Annotated in this window: 20 protein-coding genes; 2 read left to right on the top strand and 18 right to left on the bottom strand. The window is 64.4% G+C overall.

The window, feature by feature from the left end; translation table 11 throughout:
- Positions 1-45 precede the first annotated feature (45 nt).
- The 11 genes from HMPREF1155_RS02590 to cbiM all read right to left on the bottom strand — a co-directional run bounded on the left by HMPREF1155_RS02590 (position 46) and on the right by cbiM (position 11,867).
- Positions 46-351: a hypothetical protein gene (locus HMPREF1155_RS02590; RefSeq protein WP_238319064.1), complete on the bottom strand. Its 306-nt coding sequence runs from the start codon at positions 349-351 to the stop codon at positions 46-48.
- A 223-nt stretch (positions 352-574) separates the two neighbouring features.
- A complete protein-coding gene (locus HMPREF1155_RS02585) occupies positions 575-805 on the bottom strand; it encodes a NifU family protein (RefSeq protein ID WP_006361976.1) in 231 nt (76 codons plus the stop codon).
- A gap of 164 nt (positions 806-969) precedes the next feature.
- Positions 970-1,818, bottom strand: a complete 849-nt coding sequence (gene lgt, locus HMPREF1155_RS02580) for a prolipoprotein diacylglyceryl transferase (protein ID WP_009077065.1) — start codon at positions 1,816-1,818, stop codon at positions 970-972.
- Positions 1,819-1,825: 7 nt separating this feature from the next.
- Positions 1,826-3,352, bottom strand: a complete 1,527-nt coding sequence (locus HMPREF1155_RS02575; RefSeq protein ID WP_009076888.1) for an LCP family protein — start codon at positions 3,350-3,352, stop codon at positions 1,826-1,828.
- 18 nt (positions 3,353-3,370) lie between these two features.
- Positions 3,371-4,654, bottom strand: a complete 1,284-nt coding sequence (murA, locus tag HMPREF1155_RS02570; RefSeq protein WP_009077032.1) for a UDP-N-acetylglucosamine 1-carboxyvinyltransferase — start codon at positions 4,652-4,654, stop codon at positions 3,371-3,373.
- A 198-nt stretch (positions 4,655-4,852) separates the two neighbouring features.
- Entirely contained in the window at positions 4,853-5,719 is an 867-nt protein-coding gene (tsf, locus tag HMPREF1155_RS02565) for a translation elongation factor Ts (protein WP_039993200.1), read from the bottom strand.
- Between the two features lie 79 nt (positions 5,720-5,798).
- The gene (gene rpsB, locus HMPREF1155_RS02560; protein WP_009076922.1) at positions 5,799-6,593 is read right to left on the bottom strand and encodes a 30S ribosomal protein S2; all 795 of its coding nucleotides are present in this window, start codon (positions 6,591-6,593) and stop codon (positions 5,799-5,801) included.
- A 295-nt stretch (positions 6,594-6,888) separates the two neighbouring features.
- On the bottom strand, positions 6,889-8,808 hold the full coding sequence (locus tag HMPREF1155_RS02555) for an MDR family MFS transporter (protein ID WP_009077069.1): 1,920 nt from the start codon (positions 8,806-8,808) through the stop codon (positions 6,889-6,891).
- Between the two features lie 234 nt (positions 8,809-9,042).
- Entirely contained in the window at positions 9,043-9,882 is an 840-nt protein-coding gene (locus HMPREF1155_RS02550) for an energy-coupling factor ABC transporter ATP-binding protein (RefSeq protein ID WP_155999114.1), read from the bottom strand.
- On the bottom strand, positions 9,879-10,736 hold the full coding sequence (locus tag HMPREF1155_RS02545; RefSeq protein WP_009076916.1) for an energy-coupling factor transporter transmembrane protein EcfT: 858 nt from the start codon (positions 10,734-10,736) through the stop codon (positions 9,879-9,881). Before HMPREF1155_RS02545 ends, HMPREF1155_RS02550 begins: the two co-directional genes overlap by 4 nt.
- 126 nt (positions 10,737-10,862) lie before the next feature.
- Entirely contained in the window at positions 10,863-11,867 is a 1,005-nt protein-coding gene (gene cbiM, locus HMPREF1155_RS02540; RefSeq protein WP_006361988.1) for a cobalt transporter CbiM, read from the bottom strand.
- A 392-nt stretch (positions 11,868-12,259) separates the two neighbouring features.
- Here cbiM and HMPREF1155_RS02535 point away from each other — a divergent pair, with 392 nt between their 5' ends.
- Positions 12,260-13,003 carry a dioxygenase gene (locus tag HMPREF1155_RS02535; protein WP_009077067.1) on the top strand — a complete coding sequence of 248 codons (744 nt, stop codon included), beginning with the start codon at positions 12,260-12,262 and terminating at the stop codon, positions 13,001-13,003.
- A gap of 115 nt (positions 13,004-13,118) precedes the next feature.
- Positions 13,119-14,039, top strand: coding sequence for a serine O-acetyltransferase EpsC (gene epsC, locus HMPREF1155_RS02530; RefSeq protein WP_006361991.1), 921 nt, complete (start codon positions 13,119-13,121; stop codon positions 14,037-14,039).
- A gap of 199 nt (positions 14,040-14,238) precedes the next feature.
- Here the strand turns inward: epsC and HMPREF1155_RS02525 are convergent, their stop codons facing one another.
- The 7 genes from HMPREF1155_RS02525 to accB form a co-directional block, all read right to left on the bottom strand.
- Positions 14,239-15,012 carry a TlyA family RNA methyltransferase gene (locus HMPREF1155_RS02525; protein ID WP_009076978.1) on the bottom strand — a complete coding sequence of 258 codons (774 nt, stop codon included), beginning with the start codon at positions 15,010-15,012 and terminating at the stop codon, positions 14,239-14,241.
- A 10-nt stretch (positions 15,013-15,022) separates the two neighbouring features.
- Positions 15,023-16,924, bottom strand: a complete 1,902-nt coding sequence (dxs, locus tag HMPREF1155_RS02520; protein ID WP_009076889.1) for a 1-deoxy-D-xylulose-5-phosphate synthase — start codon at positions 16,922-16,924, stop codon at positions 15,023-15,025.
- A 20-nt stretch (positions 16,925-16,944) separates the two neighbouring features.
- Positions 16,945-17,217 carry an exodeoxyribonuclease VII small subunit gene (locus HMPREF1155_RS02515; RefSeq protein ID WP_006361994.1) on the bottom strand — a complete coding sequence of 91 codons (273 nt, stop codon included), beginning with the start codon at positions 17,215-17,217 and terminating at the stop codon, positions 16,945-16,947.
- Between the two features lie 11 nt (positions 17,218-17,228).
- On the bottom strand, positions 17,229-17,885 hold the full coding sequence (gene nusB / locus HMPREF1155_RS02510; protein ID WP_009076803.1) for a transcription antitermination factor NusB: 657 nt from the start codon (positions 17,883-17,885) through the stop codon (positions 17,229-17,231).
- 12 nt (positions 17,886-17,897) lie between these two features.
- Positions 17,898-18,254 (bottom strand): Asp23/Gls24 family envelope stress response protein, encoded by a 357-nt coding sequence (locus tag HMPREF1155_RS02505; protein ID WP_006361996.1) that lies wholly within the window; start codon positions 18,252-18,254, stop codon positions 17,898-17,900.
- Positions 18,255-18,454: 200 nt separating this feature from the next.
- Positions 18,455-19,795 carry an acetyl-CoA carboxylase biotin carboxylase subunit gene (gene accC, locus HMPREF1155_RS02500; protein WP_006361997.1) on the bottom strand — a complete coding sequence of 447 codons (1,341 nt, stop codon included), beginning with the start codon at positions 19,793-19,795 and terminating at the stop codon, positions 18,455-18,457.
- 5 nt (positions 19,796-19,800) lie between these two features.
- Positions 19,801-21,690 (bottom strand): acetyl-CoA carboxylase biotin carboxyl carrier protein, encoded by a 1,890-nt coding sequence (gene accB / locus HMPREF1155_RS02495; RefSeq protein WP_009077038.1) that lies wholly within the window; start codon positions 21,688-21,690, stop codon positions 19,801-19,803.
- Between the last annotated feature and the right edge of the window lie 181 nt (positions 21,691-21,871).

Below are 21,871 nucleotides of genomic sequence, written 5' to 3'. Positions count from 1 at the left end.
ATGAAAACGAGGGCCTGGCGGCCCTCGTTGCGGACTATGCCGACATCAATGGCGGATAGGGGCCCAGACGCCCTCGAGCTCGGGCATGCCTTCGCCGCGCGCGGATACCGCCCCGCTTCCCACCTTGGGACCGTGATTGATGAAGAACATGCACGAACGGCACTGCTCCTTCACGGGAATGCTGCGATCGACGTCGGGGTTGTCGAGTATCTCGAAACCGACGGCCACGCGATGCTGCGGAAGCTTGCATGCGGCATATTTGCAGTCGGCCGGGCAATAATCGTGTCCCAGGCAATGGGGGCAGTAGCTCTGCATGTCCGCGTCGCATCCGCGCTCATCCCAACATGCCATGCGAATCACCTCGCGAACATCGTGTTTCCCCATTAAGAACGTCAATCATACGCATGCATGCGCGCCCTCGGGCGTCCATGGCGCAGGAATGCCGATCGGATACGCCGCACGCGCTGCCTTGACGGCCCGTTCGATTCGCACGAAACCCGAAAAGGGCTCCGCAACGAAAAACGGGCCGAACGCATGGCGCCGGCCCGCAAACTGTATCAAAACGCAGTCGAAATTAAATGGAGATGACCTTCGCAACCTCGGGAACGTGCTCTTTCAGGATGCGTTCGACACCGTTGGCGATAGTCAGCGAGCTGAGCGCGCAGCCGTTGCACGCGCCTTGCAGGCGAACGCGCACGATGCCGTCATCGGTGATGTCGACGAGTTCGAGGTCGCCGCCGTCGGCCTGAAGGCTCGGGCGCACCATGTCCAGCACGCGAGACACGCGCTTCTTATCGATTTCCATGATCGTCTCCAGTCTGATTCATGCGCCGTGCGCGAAGCCTTCGCGGGGCGCCGCATTATTTCGTGGGCAACTGTATCACACTTGCGAACGTGCGCCCCCATCCCCGCATGCCGCACACAAACCATCGATAGCGAAACGGCGCGGAAAAGGAGGCCTCTCAGCCCTTACGCCTCCGTCATGCCCGCGTCTTCCGCCGGCTGCGGCGCCCCTTGCTGCGGAAGGCGCATGCGCGCAGACCACACGAGCAGCGCCACGCCCGCGACCAGCACCGGCAGAGAGAGCAGCTGCCCCATCGTGAACCAATCGCCCAGCAGATAGCCGATCTGCACGTCAGGCTGGCGGATGAATTCGATCGAGAAGCGGAAGGAGCCGTAGAGCACCATGAATGCGCCCAGATACGTGCCGCGGAACAGCGGCGGGTTCCTGCGCGCGAGGATCATGAGCACGATGAAGATGACGACGCCTTCGAGCAACGCTTCGTAGAGCTGGGACGGATGGCGCGGCATGCTGCCCGCCGCGCCGCCGAAGACGACGCCCCAGGGCAGATCGGTCACCGATCCCCAAAGCTCGCCGTTGACGAAATTGGCGCAACGCCCGAAGAACAGGCCGATCGGCGCGGCGATGGCTCCAAGGTCGGCAAGGGTCATGAACGGGATATGCGTCAGACGCGCCGCCACCGCGCCGCCGAGAAGCACGCCGATCATGCCGCCGTGGAAGCTCATGCCGCCCTCGTTGACCGCGAGGATCTTGATCGGGTTGCGCAGGTATTCGCCGTCGCCGTAGAAGAGGCAGTATCCGAGGCGCGCGCCGACGTAGAGGCCCACGAACACGCAGAGGATAATCGTATACAGGGATTCTTCGCCGATAGCGACGCGCCAGCGCTTGGAGATGCGCGAGACGACGACCGCGGCGAAGAGGAACCCAAGGATGTACGCGATGCCGTACCACCTGACCTGCAGGGGGCCGATCGCGAAGGCGACGGGATCGAGCGCCTGGTAGATATCGTTCAGCATAAGACTCCTATGCGGATGCCGCAGCCTCGTCGGCACCGGGATTCCAATCCTTGCCGATGACGGCAAGGATATCGGTCGAGAAGGAATAGTATACGGGGTCGTAGACGGCGCGCCCCACGCCCAGCGCCGCGACCACGGCCGCGGCTTCTTCGGCATTGTCCTTGTTCTGGTACACGACGAGCGTCTCGTCATACACCGCCTGCGACGCGTTGCCGACGGATTCCACCTTGAACCCGTTGGATTCGAGAACGGAGCGCGCCTCGGCGGCCGCGCCTTCGATGCCGCTGCCGTTGTTCACCGTGACGGTGAACGACGAGACGTCGACCGAGGCGATCACGTCCTTGGCATCGAGCACGGGCTTCTGTCCCCGATCGATGCGCGAGCGCATATCGTCCCATGAGGACGATTTCAACGTGGAGGCACCCCCTGCGGCGGATGCGGAGACAGGAAGCGTCGCCTCGTAGACGGTCGCATCGCGCAGGCCGCGCAGGTCGGCATGGAGGGCGCGCAGATCCTTGCTGTTCATGTCCGACGTCAGGCTGTGCCCGACCGTGTCGAGCTTCATGACGAATCCGAACGACGATTCATCGGCGAACGCGCGGAAGAGCCCCATGGCCACGGCATCGATGCTGCCCGCCTGCGCCGCCTGGTCGCGACCGACATCGAGGGCCCGACAGGCGGAAACGGCCTCTTGGCCGCTCAGATGCTTGGTCTCGGTGCGCGCGACCGCCATGCCGGCTCCGTCGGCCGCAGCCTTCGCACCGGCGTCTTCCATGACCGGCAGATCGGCATCGATGCCGCCCATCTCATCGATCAGGGATGCAAGCCCGGCATCGTCGGTATGCATGTAGTGCGCGATCTCCACGCCCGTCAGGTTCTCGACGGCATCCACCAGGCCCGCATCGCCCTCGGCGGCGCGCACCGCGCTCATGGTCGGCGTGGATCCGTCGGCCAAGGTCGCCTGGACATTCGTCGGGATGTTGACAAGCGTGATCGTGGAGGATGCCCGGTCGATGCGCGCAAGCACGAGGGCGCGCGTCGCATCCTCGGATTCGCCCGAAGCGAAGTCGGCGGCGATCAACGTGTAGAACGGAGCGCCGTCCTCGGCGGCCGCACCGTCCGCGGAAAGCGCCGCGGAAAGCGACTCGGCGTCCTGGGCCTTCAAATCGGCATCGACGGAGCGCAGGTAGGTGAAGGATCCGACGACGGACGCGACGATCAGGGCCGCGATCACCGCAGCCGCGGCTCCCAGCACCCGGCGGCGCGTACGTCCGGCGCTTTCGCGCTCGTAGTATTCGCGACGAGACATGCGTTCGGCGTAGTCGCGCGACGACTCGCGCGATGTGACGTTCGGCAGCATCTGATTGATTTCCCCACGCTGGGCCACGCGGGCGCGCCGCTCGTTGCGAAAGACGCGATCGCCCGGCAGCATCGACGAACGGCTGCGTGCGCGCGGAATCTTGGTATTGTCGACCGTCGCATTCTGAACCAGGCGCGACGTGCGCTTGAAATCTGAGCTCGAGGGACGTTTCATCGGAGGACCCGGCCCGGCCTATTCTTCGAACTCGTCGTCGGGTTCGCGGCGCAGACGGGCGCCGAGCGCTGCGAGCTTGCCCACGTAGTCTTCGTATCCGCGATCGATATGGTGGATGTTATGCACCTGCGTCGCGCCTTCGGCGAAGACGCCGGCCAGCACGAGCGCCGCGCCGCACCGCAGGTCGGTCGCTTTCACACCTGTGCCTTGGAGCCTGCTCACGCCTTCCACCACCGCATGATGGTCCTCGATCGTGACGTTGGCGCCCATGCGGACGATCTCCGCAGCGAACATGAAACGGTTCTCGAACACGTTCTCGGTGATGACGGAGCTGCCTTCGGCAACGGCGGCGAGCAGCATGAACTGCGCCTGGAGGTCGGTCGGGAAACCCGGATGCGGCAGCGTCTGGATTTCGACCGCCCGCAGCGGACGGGTGCGCCCGACGCTGATCCAGTCGTCGCCGATATCCACCGCGCAACCCATTGCACCGAACTTCATGAGCGCCATGCGCAGGAAGCTCGGATCGATGCCGCGCGCGACGACGGGGCCGCCCATGAGCGCTCCTCCCATGAGGAAGGTTCCTGCTTCGATACGGTCGCCCACCGTCGTGTGCTCGCAGGGATGCAGGGACGAAAGCGTCACACCTTCCACCGTGATCGTGGACGATCCGGCACCGAAGACGCGCGCGCCCATGGCGTTGAGCATGTCGGCCAAATCGACGATCTCAGGTTCGCGGGCGGCGTTTTCTATGACCGTCTCGCCTTCTGCGGTGACGGCGGCCATCATCGTGTTCTCAGTCGCTCCGACGCTCGGGAAGTCGAGCGCGATGTAGGCGCCATGCAGCCCGTTCGGCGTCGTGGCTTCGATATCGCCATGAACGGTCTCGAAATGGACGCCGAGCGCCTCGAGGCCGGCCATGTGCATGTCGATCTTGCGGGCGCCCAGGTTGCAGCCGCCTGGCATGGCGACGCGCGCCCGTCCGAAACGCGCGAGCAGCGGACCGAGGACCGCGATGGATGCACGCATCTTGGAGACCAGCTCATACGGGGTCTTCCACGTGTCGACGTCCTCGGTGTCGATGACCAGGGTGTGGCCTTCGCGCGTCACCGACGCGCCCAGGTGCTCGAGCACCTTCGACATGACGGAGATATCGGATATGAGCGGAACGTTATGGATGATGGATTCGCCCTGGCCGAGAATGGAGGCGGCCACGAGCTTGAGCGCGGAGTTCTTCGCGCCGGAAATCTCGACTTCGCCGGAAAGCGGGGTGCCGCCCTCGACGACGATCATCTCTTTCGACATGACCTTCCTATCTTCTAGGTATTCCCTTTTCGCACGCAACGAGCTTGCGAGATGGTCGGCCCATCGCCGCATCGCCCCGATGAGGCCGCATGGCCTTCTGCGCACGGATAGGATGATTGTACGAGAAAAGAAACGAGGGCCGACCCAGATGGTCGGCCCTCGCCAAAAACAACAGCGACGATGCGCCGGCGAAGAAACCTAGGCGGTTTCCCCGAGCGTGAAGCGCTTGAAGCCGGTGACCTTGATGGAACCGCCGAGCTGCTTGGCGACGGCGGCGGTGTAGGACGCGATCGTCTGATCGGAATCCTTCACGAACTCCTGCTCGGTCAGGCACTGCTCCTTGTAGAACTTCTCCATGCGACCGGTGGCGATCTTCTCCTGGATGGCCTCGGGCTTGCCGGATTCGGCCGCCTGGGCCTTGTAGATGCCCATCTCATGCTCGACGACATCGGCGGGGACGTCTTCGCGGGAGACGGAAATCGGGTTGACGGCAGCGACCTGCATCGCAACGTCGCGGCCGTACTGGACGAACTCGGCGGAGGAAGCGTCGATGCCGTCCACGTCGAAGGAGACAAGAACGCCCATCTTGCCGCCCATGTGGATATAGGAGGCGACCACGCCGCCTTCGAGGACGGCGAAGCGGGTGAGCTGCGTGTTCTCGCCCATGATGTGGATGCATTCGGTGACGATGGCTTCAACGGTCTCGCCTTCGAGCTCGGCGGCCTTGAGGGCTTCGAGGTCGGCGGGCTTGGCGGCGATGGCAGCGCGGGCGATCTTCTCGGCGAACGCCTTGAACTTGTCGTTCATGCCGACGAAGTCGGTCTCGCAGTTGAGCTCGACCAGGGCGCCGACCTTTGCGTCATCGGACACGAGCGCCATGACGGTGCCCTCGTTAGTGGCGCGCCCGGCCTTCTTGGCCACGGCGGCCAGGCCGCGGGTACGCAGGACGTCGACGGCCTTTTCCATGTCGCCTTCAGCTTCGACCAGGGCCTTCTTGCACTCCATCATGGCGGCGTCGGTCATTTCGCGGAGCTCTTTGACCATAGCGGCGGTAATAGTTGCCATTTTCATCCTTTCAGAGGGAGACGCGCCCCGAGGCTCGAGGCGCGATTTCGAACGTACGGACGTGCAGGGCGCCGCAGGATTATTCGGCGGCAGGGGCGTCGGCCGCAGGGGCGGCTTCCGCGACGGGGGCGGCTTCCGCGGCAACGGGAGCCTCGGGCTCGGCTGCGGCGGTCATCTGCTCTTCGATGCCCGTGATGCCCGTGGCGTCGACGATGGCGTCGGCCACGAAGGTGGACAGCAGGTTGACCGAGCGGATGGCGTCGTCGTTCGCGGGGATGCCATATTCGACGTCGTCGGGATCGCAGTTGGTGTCGAGCGTGCCGACCACGGGGATGCCGAGGCGCTTGGCCTCATGGATGGCGAGCTGCTCGCGGTTGGTATCCACGACGAAGATGGCGTCGGGAAGCTTGGCCATGTTGCGGATGCCGTTGAGGTTGGTCTGCAGCTTGGCGAGCTCCTTGCGCAGCAGGGTCTGCTCCTTCTTGGGCAGAAGCGCCATGGTGCCGTCGGCTTCCTTGGCTTCGAGCTCTTCCATGCGCTTGACGCGGGAGCGGATGGTCACGAAGTTCGTGAGCATGCCGCCGAGCCAGCGGGAGTTGACGTAGGGCATGCCGCAGCGGTCGGCCTGCGTGGCGATGGATTCCTGGGCCTGCTTCTTGGTGCCGACGAAGAGGATGGTGCCGCCCTTGGATGCGGTCTTGGACACGAACGTGTACGCGTTGTCCAGGCCGACGAGGGTCTGCTTGAGATCGATGATGTAGATATCGCCGCGATGGCCGAAGATGTACGGCTTCATCTTGGGGTTCCAGCGACGGGTCTGATGCCCGAAGTGCGCGCCTGCGTCGAGCAGGGTCTTGATGCCGACTTTCGTCATAGCTCTCTCCATTCGTTAAGCCTCTGCCCAAGGTCTTCCCCGCTCCGCAGCCTTTTTCGGGTGGCCACTCGCGGATGGCGGGTCGCTCGGACATGTGAAATATAGAAACTCAAGCAGTATACCCTTCCCGGAAGGAAAGACAACCGCGCCCCGCCGTTCGGGCACGGTTGTTCCACAGGACGCGCATGCAGGCGCGGCGCCTACGCGAAGCGGCCGGGATGCGGCTGCGCGGTCGCAGGGCGCATGCGGGCGCGATGCCGTTTCCGCTTCGAGCCCGCCCTGCTTCAAGCGGCTTCTAGCTCACCCATTCGGGAAGCCGGCCCGCATCCACGGCGGCCAGCGCGCGCACGACGTTGCGACGGCTGATGGATCCGACGAAGCGCCCGGCCGAGATGACGGGGAGCTTCTTGATGCGGCGCTCGGCCAGGATCTTGCAGGCGTCTTCCAGCGCCATGCCCGCATCGACCGCGATCACGCGCTTGGTGGCGATTTCCATGACGTTCAGGCTGCGCATCGCATCCAGACGATCCTGGAACGTGCGATCCTCGCCGACGCGGAAGACCGTCGAGCCGTCGGAGAACGTGAAGTCCTCGCTGCCCAGATACTTCATCACATCGCCGTCGGAGATGAAGCCGACGACCGCGCCGGCGCCGTCCGTGACGGGCAGGCCGCTCGTGCCGCTCTGGGCGAAGATCGCCAGGGCATCGCCCACCGTGCCATCCTCAGGGACGTTCGCGCAGGCGCGGTCCATGACGTCGGAAACGACCCATTCGAGCGCCGGCTTGGAGCGGAGATCGGCGACGGGCGCCTCGTCCGAGAAGGCGGCGGAAGGAGCTTCGCCCTTCGCATCCTTCACGAGAAGCAGGATGATGAGGAAGACGGCGACCATGAGCGCGGATACGCCGATGAACGCCATGCGGTCGCCCGCGAACGTCTGCATGGTCGCGTCGGATGCGGACATGACCGTCGCGCCCAAGGCCGTCAAGCTCACGATGAACGCCGTTCCGAACGAGATGCCCACCTGATTGATCGTGGAGGAGATCGCGTTGCCGTGCGGGACCATGTCGTTGGGCAGCGCATTGATGCCCCAGGTGTTGATCGGCATCATGACGCACTGCACGCCGATGACCATGAGCGTGTAGGGCACGGCGACGATGATGATCGAGGTGTCGATGCCGCACGCGGCAAGACCGCAGGCCGCAAGCGCGGCGACGGCGCCTCCCGAAAGCGCGATGGCGCGCGCGCCGTAATTGTCGAACAGACGGCCGGCGACGACGCTCATACCAGCGCCGATGGCAGCACCCGGAAGCATGACCAGGCCCGACACGGTGGCTGATTCACCAAGCACGCCTTGGATGTAGAGCGGCACGACGACCGAGCAGCCTCCGAACACGGCGGCCTGGAGCAGCGCGACCGCGATGACGCCGATACGGTATTCGCGGATCTTCAGCACGCCCACGCGCAGCATCGGCGACTCGAGCGCGAGCTGACGACGCGCGAACACGCCGAGAAGCGCCAAGCCTACGATCATGAGCAGCGCGGACACGACAGGGTTGCCCGAGGCGAACGTGGAAAGCCCGTAGAGCAGCCCCACCATGCCGCAGGCGAGCAGGATGACGGAAGGAACGTCGAACGATGCGCGTTCGAAGCCTTTCCGGTTTTCGAGGAAGAACCCGGCGACGATGACGACGGCGACGGCGAGCACGACCACGATCACGAAGAGCGCACGCCAGCCGACCGAATCGATGAGAATGCCCGAGATCGAGGGGCCGACGGCAGGAGCGAAGCTGATGACCAGGCCGACGATGCCCATGGCCGAACCGCGGCGCTCGCGCGGGAAGAGCAGGATGATGAGCGTGAAGACCATCGGCATGACCACGCCGGTTCCGCACGCCTGCATCACGCGCCCGAGCAGCAGCACGGGAAACGCCGGGGCGGCAGCCGCGACGAGGGAGCCGAGGGCGAACATCGACAGCCCTCCCATGAACAGCCTGCGTGTGCTGAACCGACCGACGAGAAATGCGTTCAGGGGAATGACGACGGCCTCAACCAGAGCATATCCCGATGTCAGCCACTGAACCGTCGTCGCATCGACAGCCAAGTCGGCCATGATCGTCGGCAGCGCCGGCGACAGGAACGTCTGATTGAGGACCACGAGCAGCGTGCCGGCAAGCAGCACGATGACCATGACCTTCTCGTTGCGAGAAAGACCCATGCGAATTACCTCTTCTGTTAGGAGTGGTTGGCCCGACCATAGTAGGAACATTCCGGCCGAAAGAACGGGAACGCGGCGGCCATACATCGAATGAACGTCTTTCATCCATCATTCATCTGGGATTATGAAGGAATCGTCTCCCAGGATCGAACGGATGCGCAGGCCGGTTCCCGCCGTTTCGCGAAACGCCGTCCGTCGCGCGCGGAACGTTGCCCTGCGGTCGCTTCGCCCCGCTCAGGCGCGCGTGTTGATATGCACGTGAGGCGCGTCGACATACCCATGCATGGCGCCCATATAGACGAAGTAATCCGCGACCTCGTCCGCGAGGCTTTGATCGTGCGTCGCGATGACGAGCGTCTTGCCGGCCGCCTTCAGCTCCTTGAAGAACCCGAGCAGCCACCGGCGCGTTTTCCGATCGAGCCCGTTGAGAGGCTCATCGAAGCAGTATGCGTCGGGATTCATGCTCATGATGCAGGCGATCGCGACCTTCTTCTTCTCGCCGCCGGACAGGTGGTACGGCGCGCGCGAACGCAGGCGGTCGAGGCCCATCATCGAGCAGGCATCGTCGACCCTGCGCGCGGTCTCCGCCTCGGAAAGCCCCATCTGACGAGGACCGAACGCGATCTCGTCCTCGACGCTCGAACAGAAGAGCTGAGCGTCGGAATCCTGGAAAACGAACCCTACGCGCTGGTGGAGCCGCTTGGCGAAGGACGCGTCTTTCATCGCGCGCGCATCCACCTCGACGCCGTCGAACCGATAGCTTCCGCGTTGCGCGAACACGAGCCCGTTCATCGCGCGCAGAAGCGTGGACTTCCCGCTGCCGTTGTCCCCCATCAGCACCGCGCTGTCGCCGATGGCGATCGACAGGTCGATGTGCGAGAGGACGGGCTCGTCATCGTAGGCGAAGCAGAAATCGCGGAATTCCATGAGCGGCGTGCGCGACGCATGGGGCGCATCGTGGTCGTGGGCGGGCGACTCTCTGTCCGCATCGGAACGGGTCGAGCGCACCGGCGCCGATTCCTTCCACGCGATCGGCGGCTCCGCGTCCGCGTCGGGATAGGTTCCGGAAATCATCGGGGCATCAGTCCTTGAAGGTACATGAACGCGGCCGCAAGGCACGCGATCAGACAGATCCAGCATGCATCGACCGCAGGCCGCGCAGGGCCCTTGGCGTGCGTCTCGTATTCCCCGTCGAATCCTCGGCAGCGCATGGCATCGAAGGTGACTTCGGCGGATTCCTTCGATTTCAGGAACACGACCCCTGAGACGCCGCCCACCGCATCGCCCTTGCGCGCGTTACGGCCCACGCTGCGCAGCTTCAGCGCGGTGAGGACTTCGAGCGCGACTTCCCCGAGGCGCACGATGTTCTTGAGCGCCAGATCCATGGTCAGGATGAAGAGGCTCGGCACGCGAAACGTGCGCAAAGCGGATGTGAGCTGGTTATAGGGCGTGGTCACGGCCATCGTCAACGCGATGGAGACCGATACGAGCACCTTGACGGACAGCAGAACGGCCGAATGGGGCTGCCCGAAGAAGGCGGCGGGGGCCATGAGCGCGAAGGTGAGTGCCGACGAAACGAGCGCGACGCCCACGACGCGCTTGAGATGCGCCGCCGGCAGCAGGCAGAGACGCGCGAGCACGCCCGCAAGCACGATGAGCGTGAACACGAAGTTCGTCGAAAGCGATGTCATGAGGATGCAGGCGAAAGCGACGAAGAGCTTCACGGGCGCCGTCGGAGAAAACGGAGCCGATGCGCCGTCATCAAGCCTGAACTGGGAAAGCACCGTCGCGATGGACGACATGCTTCCCGAGATGTAGCGATCGCGGTCATGCGGAGGCACGAAGTCCTCGGACGCAAGAAGCCATGGCGGCAGGGCGTTACGCATACGCGGCGCGCCGCAGACGGCCTCGGCCCCGCCTTCCCTCATATCTTTCACGATTCCCCCTGCGCATCCGTATCCGAGCGTGAGGCCGGACTATGCCGCGTCTCACTCTCGGATTGTACCTACGCCGCGCGGGCACGGCGCGTCCATACGCGAAAAACCCGCGAGCCGCTATGCGCGGCTCGAAGGGCCGTCGAAATCGACCGTGGGCTTCGACGCGAACGCGAACAGGCGGAATGCGATCACAAGCAGCGCAACGCCGATGATGGCGCTCAATATGTATCCGACGGCTTCGGGCATGGCGCCGATGGAATAATCGGGCATGGCGGCCGCCCATTCCCAACCCTCGAAGCCGGCGGGCGTGTAGCCGACAAGATCCGCGAGGTCTTCCGCACCCCATTCCCCCCAGGCATCGCCCGTGGCGATAAGCCCGAGCGGGGTCAGCACCACGAGGGCGGCGATCAGCGCGAACGCCGGCGCGAGCGCGCGCCCGGACGGCGTGGCGGCATCTTCGAGGCCGAATCCGGGAACCGTGCGGCGCAGAAACGCGAGAATGCCCGCCGTGAAGATGACTTCGACCGGACCCCAGACGGCGAGGTGCCCGATGAGCATGGCCGGAACCGAAACCGAAAGGGGGTACGGGCAGTACAGGGCCGCGCCGGCGGCATCGGTGAAAAGAATGGGCTGGATGCCGAACTCCAGCGCGGCGCACAAAGCGGCGCAATTGATGCCGACGTATGCGCCGATGCCTGCGGCGACGAGCTCGCGCTTCAGGTCGGAGGAACCGCCGCGAACGAGCGAGTAGACGCCGTAGCCCACGAACGGCATGACGACGGCCATGTTGAAGCAGTTGGCGCCCAGGGCCAGAATGCCGCCGTCGCCGAAAAGCACGGCTTGGATGATGAGCGCGATGGATACCGCGATCGTGGCGGCCCAGGGGCCGAACAGCACGGCGACCAACGTCGCGCAGACGGCATGGCCCGTCGATCCGCCCGGAATGGGAATATTGAACATCATGGAGAGGAAGCAGAACGCCGCCGCGATGCCGAGCAGGGGCATCTTTTCGCGCGGCACCGTCTCGCGCACCTTCTTGATGGCGAATCCCCAAATGGGGACCATTACGGCGCCGAAAACGCCGCAGGTGGACGGACTCAGGTAGTTCTCTGGAATATGCATGGCGCATCCCTTTCCGGTCGGGAAGGCCTCGCGCGATGAGGGAGCGCCGTCGGAGATGCGCACGCACGCGGCCCTTCCCCGACCGAGCGCCTATGCATCCCTCGGACCATCCCTTTCTCCGCTTGGCCTCAAGTATTACGTTATTTAAAATCGTAGCACTTTTTCGCATGAAAACGATGCGTAACGAAATGAGAAGAATCGCAACGGACGCCCTGCGCAGGCGAACGCGCATTATATAATGCTCCTCCAAACCACGCGCCGCTGCGCGCACGGCACCTTCCGATAGACGTGCTCATCAACGCCATGCCTTCGATGACCCCTGATGAACCCGCCGATCGGGGATCGTCCGCCGCAGGCGACGCACCCTTTGCACGAACGAAAGAAGATGACCCATGTCTGATTTCATCGCCCCTGAATACGATTCCGTGCGCCGTGACCTCAAGACGATCGAAGACATCGAGGCCTCGACCCTGCGCCCGCTGGCCCCGAAGCAGATCAGCGGCATCTATCGCAGGGCCGAGCTGCCGGTGCCCGAGGTCATCGACCGCTGCGCAGGCATATCCATCTTCGGCCGCACGCTCAAGTCCTGGATCTTCTCAACCGACATCGCCGTCATCCGCAACTGCGACGCCGATGCCGTGCTGTCCGTCTACCCGTTCACCTGTCAGCCCATCATCACCAAAGCATTGATCGCGACATCGGAGCGCCCGGTCTTCACCGGCGTGTCCGGCGGAAAGACCACGGGCACGCGCTCGGTCGAGCTCGCGCTCGAATCCGACATGCAGGGGGCGGCGGGCGTCGTCGTGAACTCCCCCACCCCCGTTGCGGTCATCAGCAGCATCTCGCGGCTGATCGACATCCCCGTCATCGCGACGGTCACCGACTTCGACGACATCGTCCTCGAGAAAATCGAGGCCGGGGCCCGCATCATCAACGTCGCCGCCGGCGTGCGCACGGCCGATGTGGTGCGCGAGCTGCGCGCCGTATTGCCCGATGTGCCTATCATCGCATCGGGCGGCAAGACCGACGAAAGCATCCTGACGACCATCGAAGCCGGCGCCGACGCCATCTCCTGGACCCCGCCGAACATCCAGGAGATCCAGCACATCGTCATGGAGCGCTATCGTTCCATGTAGCACCCCGTGCGACGAGGCGCCGGCCCGATCGAAGAGCCTCGGACGCGCCGGCCTTCGCCGCATTCGTTCGCACCATCGACCGTCCGTATTCCCTACCAGAAGAAACGAGCATACGATGTTCAATGAGAAGCTCGACGGGATCGTCGACCAGATCGCCCGGAAATACGACGTGCAGGAGATCTCCTTCACCGATCCCCAGCGTCACTTCCCCAGCCGCACCGCCATCATCGACATCGTGAAGAACGTCCGGCGCGTCATGTTCCCCCGCTATTTCGGGGACGAGGTCCCGTGCGGCTCGGGTCCCAAGTACTTCATCGGCGACACGCTGTCGAAGGTGGAATGCGCGCTGCACGAACAGGTGCGGGAGGCGCTGCTCTTCCGCGACGGCGATGCGATCGGCTATCACGACGCCGACACGCGCGCGAGCGAGATCTGCTCGACGTTCTTCTACCGCCTGCCCGCGTTGCAGGACCTGCTTCTGAAGGACGTGCAGGCGGCCTTCGACGGCGATCCGGCGGCGCAGAGCAAGGAAGAGATCATCTTCTCGTATCCGGGATTCTTCGCCATCTACGTCTACCGCCTCGCGCATGAGCTGTATCTGCAGAACGTGCCTTTGATTCCGCGCATCATGAGCGAGTACGCGCACAGCGGCACCGGCGTGGACATCAACGCGGGCGCTACGATCGGCGAATACTTCTTCATCGACCATGCGACCGGCGTCGTCATCGGCGAGACCACCGTGGTAGGCGATCATGTGAAGATCTACCAGGGCGTCACGCTCGGCGCGCTTTCGACGCGCGCAGGGCAGAAGCTCAAGGGCATCAAGCGCCATCCCACCATCGAAGACCATGTGACCATCTATTCAGGCGCGAGCATCCTCGGCGGAGAAACGGTGATCGGCGAGGGATCGGTCATTGCGGGCAACGCCTTCGTCACCTCGTCGGTGCCGAAGAATTCGCGCGTGGCGCTCAAGAACCAGGAAGTGCGCGTGCGCCAGCCCGGCGAGCAGGAAGACCCCTGGTTCTACGTCATCTAAGATCGGTCGGCACGGCCGCCTGCACGGCTTCGGCGGCCTTCAGTCGGCTTCAGGATCGAGGGAAGGCGGCATCGATGGCGATGGCGGCGCCTGTTTCAGCCGCGCCGTTCTCTATGCAGCGCCCTCGATGCCGCTGTCATGGCCATCGGTCTCGCTTCCTTCGATAACCCGCACAGACTACCCGTTCGAACCTGCCGCGCTACACGGCGAACGTCGCGCGCACCAGGTATTCGATATTTCCCTTCGTGCCGGTGATGGGGCTTTCGACGACGCCCGAGACGGTGAAGCCCGCCTCCGCGAGCGCCGCTTTCACCTCTTCGACCGTACGCAGGCGCACCGCCTCGTCGGTGACGATGCCATGGTCGGTCTCGCCGTGCGCGCTTTCGAACTGGGGCTTGACGAGCGCGATAAGGACGCTGCCCGCATGGCACAGCCGGGCGAACACCCCGGCGAGCGACGCGAGCCCGATGAACGAGAGGTCGGCCACGAGCACATCGAACGGAGCGCCGAGATCGGCAGGGTCGGCCGTGCGGATATTGGTGCGCTCGAAGACGCGCGTGCGCGGGTCGGTGCGCACCTGCCAGGCAAGCATGCCGTAGTTCACGTCCACGCAGGCGACGCCCTTCGCGCCGCGCTGCAGGAGGCAGTCGCTGAATCCGCCGGTCGAGCTGCCGATATCGATGCAGGAGCATCCTTCGACCGCCTGCTCGAAAGCATCGAGCGCCCCTTCGAGCTTATAGCCTCCGCGCGATACGTACTTGCGCCGGCCCTTGACCGATAGGTCGGCATCGGGAGCGACCGGAACCGCGGCGCTCGCGGCGAACGCATCGTTCACCTTGACCTCGCGGGCGAGCACCGCGCGCAGGACGGCTTCCCTGTCGGGAAACATGCCGCGATCGACGAGCTCGTCATCCAGCCGGCGCTTCTTCGCCTTGCGCGCAGCGCTCTGCGCGCCCGATGCATGCGGCGACATCGCAGGAGCCTTATGCGAGCGTGACCGACAGGCGTTCGGCGACCGATCGCGCGATGCCTTCGGCATCGATGCCTATCGCATGATGCAGCAGCGGCACCTTGCCCTGCTGAACGAACTCGTCAGGAATGCCGATGGTCATCATGTCGGGAATGCGCGCCAGGTCGCGTGCGTGATCGACGACCTCGTGGATGACCGCCTCGCCGACGCCGCCCTGGATGACGCCTTCCTCGAGGGTCACGATAAGCCTGCAGTCGCGCGCGGCGGACATGACGGCCTCCATATCGAGCGGCTTCACCCAACGCATATCCACGACGCGCACCGAAAGCCCTGCGGCCTCGAGCGCGTCGGCCGCGCCCTCGGCCTCCTGCACCATGCGTCCGAACGCGAGCAGCGCGACATCGGAGCCTTCCCGCACCAGGCGCGACACGCCCGGCTCGAAGGTTTCGGGTTCGGAAGGAAGCGCGACGCCGCGACCGGCCCCGCGCGGATAGCGCAGAGCGACGGGGCCGTCCAACGCCAGAGCTGTATGCAGAGCGGATACGAGTTCCGCCTCGTCTGAAGGCGCGAGCACGCGCATATGGGGAACCATGCGCGTATAGACCAGGTCGAAGACGCCATGATGCGTGGGGCCGTCGTCGCCGACGAGGCCGCCGCGATCGATGGCGAAGACCACGTGCAGGTCGGGCAGGGCGTTGTCGATGATCATCTGGTCGATGGCGCGCTGTAAGAACGTGGAATAGAGCGCGACGACCGGAAGCTTGCCGTTCGCGGCAAGACCGCTCGCAAGACCGACGGCATGCTCCTCGGCGATGCCCACGTCGATGAACCGATCGGGGAATTCGGACGAGAACTTCGCCAGGCCGGTGCCGTCCTTCATCGCGGCCGTGATGGCCACGACGTCTTCGTTGTCCTTCGCCTCGCGCACGAGCGCGTCGGAAAACACGTTCGTGTACTTCGGGGCGGCATTATTGGATGCGAGGGGCTTGCCGGTGCGTATGTCGAAGGGGCTGATGCCATGGAATATGCTGGGGTTCTTCTCGGCCGGGCCGTAGCCGCGGCCCTTCTTCGTGACCACGTGGATGAGCACGGGGACGTCCGAATCCAGCACGGCGGAAAGGATGCTCTTGAGCGCCGGGATGTCATGGCCGTCGATAGGAGCGGTGCATACGAGTCCGAGCTGCTCGAACAGCATCTCGTCGGGAATGATGAACTGCTTGATGGAGTCTTTCAGGCCGCGGCTGATGTTCAGGAAGCCGCGCGACGCCTTCCCGCCCGATTCCAGGCGCTCCTGCAGCTGGTCCTTGCGCGTGGTGTAGGCGCGCGAGGCGCGCATGCGGCCGAGGTAGTTGGCCATGGCGCCGACACTGCGTGAAATGGACATCTCGTTGTCATTCAGAATGACGGCCATCTGGGTCTGCGTCTGGCCGATGTGGTTCAAGGCTTCGAAGGCCATGCCGCCCGACAGTGCGGCATCGCCGATGATAGCCGCTACCTTCTCATGGCTTCCGCGCAGGTCGCGGGCCATCGCGCAGCCGAGCGCGACCGAAAGCGAATCGGATGCGTGACCCGAGGGATGCACGTCGTAGGGGCTTTCGGACGGCTTCGGAAAGCCCGAGATGCCTCCGAAGGTCCTGAGCGTATCGAAGTCCTTCGCGCGACCGGTGACGAGCTTATGCGCATAAGCCTGATGCCCCACGTCGAAGACGAGCTTGTCGGTCGGGCAATCCATGACGGCGTGGCACGCGAGGATGAGCTCGACCACGCCGAGGCTCGGGCCGATGTGGCCACCGTTGTTCGACGTGGTGTAGATGATCTGCTCGCGAATCTCATGGGCGAGACGTGCGAGCTGATCGTCCGTGAGCGTCTTAAGATCGGCCGGAGACTCGATCGAGTCAAGCAAGCGAATAACCATAGGCGGAAGGTTCGGCAGGTCTACAGGCCCGCGTCGCCGTCCCTCCTCTCGGATTGACCGGACGCCGTATCGTCGCCGATGGCTTCGGACGACGCGGGGGAAGGATTCCCAGCGACAGCATCATCATCGGTGCTGGTCAGCTGTTCAAGAAGATCAGTTGCCTGCATGCCGAGCTTCACGGCCTCGTCATAGAGCGCAAGCGCTTCGTCAAGAGTCACGCCCTCTTCCCTGACCTGGCCGTCGATCGCCGTCAGGCGATCGCGTATCTCCGTGAACCCACGCTGATCTTCCATGGGAAACGTCCTTAGTCCTCGACCGAAAGCGCAACGGCGGCGACCTCGGGAGCAGCCGGAGCCGCACCGTCGGCGGCGAAAGCCGCCGATACCTCGGGTTCGGCGGTTGCAGCGGTTCCTTCGACCGTTTCGATGGGTTCGGATTCGACCGCATCTTCAGACCCGTCGGCCGCAGGGGATTCCGCCGGCTCGGCGGACGCGGCATCATCGGGCGCGGACGCCGCATCGGAATCGGAGCCGGAACCGGATGCCTGCTCGTCCAGATCGCGCGCGACGCGACCGAGCAGGCCGTTGATGAAGCGGTAGGAATCGTCTCCGCCGAATTCCTTGGCGATTTCGACGGCTTCGTTGATGGATACGGGGATCGGCACCGCGTCGACGTACTTCATCTCGTACACGGTGATGCGCAGAAGCTCGCGATCGACCATGGGCATGCGGTTGACGGCCCAATTCGCAGAGCGTTCGCTGATGATGCGGTCGATTTCCGCACGATGGGCGGAAAAGCCCAGCAGCAGAAGACGGCCGTATTCATTGAGACCGGCTTCCTCGGGGATATCGCCCTCTTCGAGGATCCGGTCCACCGGCTTACCGATGATTTCGCTCTGATACAGCACCGAGGCGGCCGAACGGCGGCCGAAGGTGTGCTCTTGACGCTTGGCTTTTCCCATGTGGCGCTGACCCTATTCTCCGAAGACGATGCCGTCGACGAAGACGTCGACCGACGCGACGGCGAAGCCGATCTGCGTTGCGACCGCATCCACGACCGCCGTGCGGACCTTTTCGGCCACCTCGGGGATGACCTTGCCGTATTCGACGTCGATATGGACGGCCACGTTGATCTGCTGCGCGTCATCCATCGTGACGTCGACCGCAGGAGCAGGCTGGGCGCTCTTGGGCGCGAAGCGCGAACGAAGCCCGGAAAGGGACGACGCGCCGACGCTGGCCACGCCTTCAATGTCTTTCGCCGCGAGGGAAACGATGGTTTCCATGACGCCCGGCGCGAGGCCGAGGCCGTCGATATACAGTTCTTCGCTCATGGCTGGTCCTTTCATGGAGCCCGTATATACGCAGTTGCCCATTGTACCGCACGCGGCCGCTCGCAATCGAAGGCGCGCCTGTTCGATGAAGAAAGACCATGAGGAGCCGGATCGCCCCGCATCCTCTTCTTTTCGAAGGATGCGGGGCGACCTGGAAACGGACTATCCGTCCGAAGATGCCGCTTCGACGCGCATGCGCGCTAGAACGCGATGTCGATGAAGTCGGTGCGCGCTTCCCCGGCCTGGAAGATGGCCGTATCGAGCACGCGCTTGTGGAACGGGATCGTGGTCGGGATGCCCTCGATGGCGAATTCGTCGAGCGCGCGGCGGGCGCGCTGGAGCGCCTCTTCGCGATCGGATCCCCAGACGATGAGCTTGGCGACCATGGAATCGTAGTAGGGCGAGATCTTCGCGCCTTGGGTGAGGTATGTCTCGATGCGCACGCCAGGACCGGTCGGTACCTCGAAACGCGTGATGGTGCCGGGGCTCGGACGGAAATCGTTGTCCGGATCCTCGGCGTTGATGCGGAACTCGATGGCATGTCCGTTCGGCGAGAACGGCGCGCGCGACGCGCACCGCATCGGTTCGCCCGCAGCGATACGCAGCTGCTCCTTGATGATGTCCACGCCGGTGATCTGCTCGGTGACGGGATGTTCCACCTGCACGCGCGTGTTCATCTCCATGAAGTAGAATTTGCCGGACTCGTCGAGCAGGAACTCGATCGTGCCGGCATTGCGGTAGTCGACCGCGCGCACGGCCTTGATGGCGGCGACGCCCATCGCGCGACGCAGCTCGGGCGTGAGCGCCGGCGACGGCGCTTCCTCGAGCAGCTTCTGATGGCGACGCTGGATAGAGCAGTCGCGTTCGCAGAGCGAGATATGGTTGCCGAAGTCGTCGGCCAGAACCTGGATTTCCACGTGGCGCGGGCGCAGCACGAGCTTTTCCAGGTAGACGTCTCCGTTGCCGAATGCCGCCTGGGCCTCGGCCTTGGCAGCCGAGAACGCGCCGTCCAGATCCTTCGGGTCGTGCACCTCGCGCATGCCCTTGCCGCCGCCGCCGGCCGATGCCTTGATGAGCACCGGGTAACCGACGCGATCGGCGAAGGCACGGGCATCCTCGACGTCTTCGATCACGCCGTCGGAGCCGGGAACGGTAGGAACGCCGCAGGCGGTCATCGTCTCGCGGGCGGCCGCCTTGTTGCCCATGCGTTCGATGCAGTCGGGCGACGGGCCGATGAAGACGAGATCGTTGTCGGCGCAGGCGCGGGCGAAGTCGGCGTTTTCGGCGAGGAAGCCGTAGCCGGGGTGCACGGCTTCGCAACCGGTGGTGTTCGCCGCCGCAATGATATTCGACATGACCAGGTACGACTTGCCGGCAGGCGCAGGTCCGATGCAGACCGCCTCGTCGGCGTAGCGAACGGGCAGCGTGTCGCGGTCGGCCTCGGAATACACCGCGACCGTCTTCACGCCCAGCTCGCGGGCCGCGCGCATGATGCGCAGGGCCACTTCGCCGCGATTGGCGATGAGGATCTTCTTGAACATGGGATCTACGCTCCCTCGCCCGCGTCGGCCTCGCGATACGGCTCGATATAGAAGAGCGCCGTGCCGTATTCGACCGGCGAGGCGTCTTCGACGCAGATCTCGCGCACGATGCCCATCTGGGGCGCGCCGATCTCGTTCATGAGCTTCATGGCTTCGACGATGCAGAGCGTCTCGCCGGCAGCGACCTCGTCGCCCACCTTGACGAAGGCAGGCTCGCCGGGAGCGGGGGCGGCGTAGAAGGTGCCGACCATCGGAGCGGAGACCTTCACCCAGTTGGCAGGACGGGAATCTTCCTCGGCAGCAGGCGCGGCCGCAGGGGCTGCGGCAGGCTGGGCGGCAGGAGCCGCTGCTGCGACGGGAGCTGCGGCAGCGGAAGCCGCAGGAGCCGCGCCGGGCATCCTGATGCTGATGCGCATGCCGTCCTCTTCGACGGTGATTTCGCCTACGCCGGAATCCTCAACGACCTTCGCGAGCTCGCGAATCTGGCTGATATCCACGTAATCGTCCTCCTTGGTCTGGTTGGACTCGTTTTCGAGCAGGAACTCCACCTTCTCGGTGGCGCGATGCTTGGACAGGTAGTTGCGCGCCTCGTTCGGGAAGAGGGCGTACATGAGCACGTCTTCCTCGGATTGGGCGAGGTCGCCGATCTCTTCCGCGACTTCATCGTAGGTGGTGGTGACGAGCGAGGCGGGAGACGCGTCGGGAGGCAGCACGCTGTCGGATGCGCCGACGACCTTCTTGAAGACGTCGGGGTCGATCGGACCGGGCGCCTTGCCGTAGTAGCCGCACAGGTAGTCCTTCATTTCCTTGGAGACGATGCTCCAACGGGAGCCGGTGAGCACGTTGAGGACGGCCTGCGTGCCGACGATCTGGCTCATAGGCGTGACGAGCGGCGGATAGCCGACCTCGGCGCGCACCTTCGGGATTTCGACCAGCACCTCGTCCAGGCGATCGGTCGCCTTCTGGATTTCCAGCTGGGCCACGAGGTTCGACATCATGCCGCCGGGCACCTGATGGCTGAAGACCTTCATGTGCGCGAGCGACGTCACGCCGCGGTTATAGTGGCCGCGCTTGCGGACCTCTTCCCAGTAATCGGCGATTTCGAACAGGAGATCGATGTCGTAGCCTGTGTCGTACTTGCTTTCGCGCAGCGCGGCGACGACGGTTTCGACCGCGGGATGGCTGTTGCCGAAGGCGAGCGGGGCGGACGCGGTGTCGGCCACGGCGACGCCGGCCTCGGCGGCCTTGAGGATGTTGGTGGGCGCCATGCCGCCGACGTAGTGGCAATGCAGGTGGACCGGCAGGCCGACTTCGGCATTCAGGACGCTGACCAGGCGTTCCGTTCGATATGGCGTGAGCATGCCCGCCATGTCCTTGATGGCGATGGAGTCGGCGCCAAGATCTTTGAGCTGCTGGGCGTATTCGATATAGGCATCCAGCGTGTGCACCGGCGAGACGGTGTAGGAGATGGCCGGTTCGAACCAGCCGCCGCAGGCCTTGACCGCCTCGGCGCTGTCGATGACGTTGCGGATGTCGTTCAGGGCGTCGAAGACGCGGAAGACCTGCACGCCGTTCTTCTTGGCGCACGCCGTGAAGCGGTTGATGATGTCTTTGGAATAGTGCTTGTAGCCAACCAGGTTCTGACCGCGCGTCAGCATGGAGAGATCGGTGTTGGGGGTCAGGCGCTTGATGGAACGCAGGCGTTCCCAGGGGTTTTCGTCCAGAAACCTCAGGCAGGTGTCGAACGTGGCGCCGCCCCAGGCCTCGATGGCCCAGTAGCCGACCTTGTCCATCTTCGGCAGGATGGGCAGCATATCGCCCAACTGCATACGCGTCGCCCAAAGGCTCTGCTGGCCGTCACGGATGGTGGTATCCATGAGCTGCAAACCTGGCATGCTTCACCTCTTCGGAGTCGATTCGCCGCGCTTCCCCGCGCAGTCGATAGCTGATCATTATACGCAGCGCGTCGGAAACGCCCCGCGTCAGCTTGGTGAACATCAGGTAAAAGGCAGAGCTGGTGTGAGCGGGCGACTGAGGGGATCGCGCGACTGCAAGGCTCGGCGATCAAACGACGCG

The sequence above is a fragment of the Slackia sp. CM382 genome, assembly GCF_000293015.1.
Lineage (GTDB): Bacteria > Actinomycetota > Coriobacteriia > Coriobacteriales > Eggerthellaceae > Slackia > Slackia exigua.
Note: the sequence above shows the minus strand (reverse complement) of the source record. Positions and strands in the feature narration are given on the sequence as shown.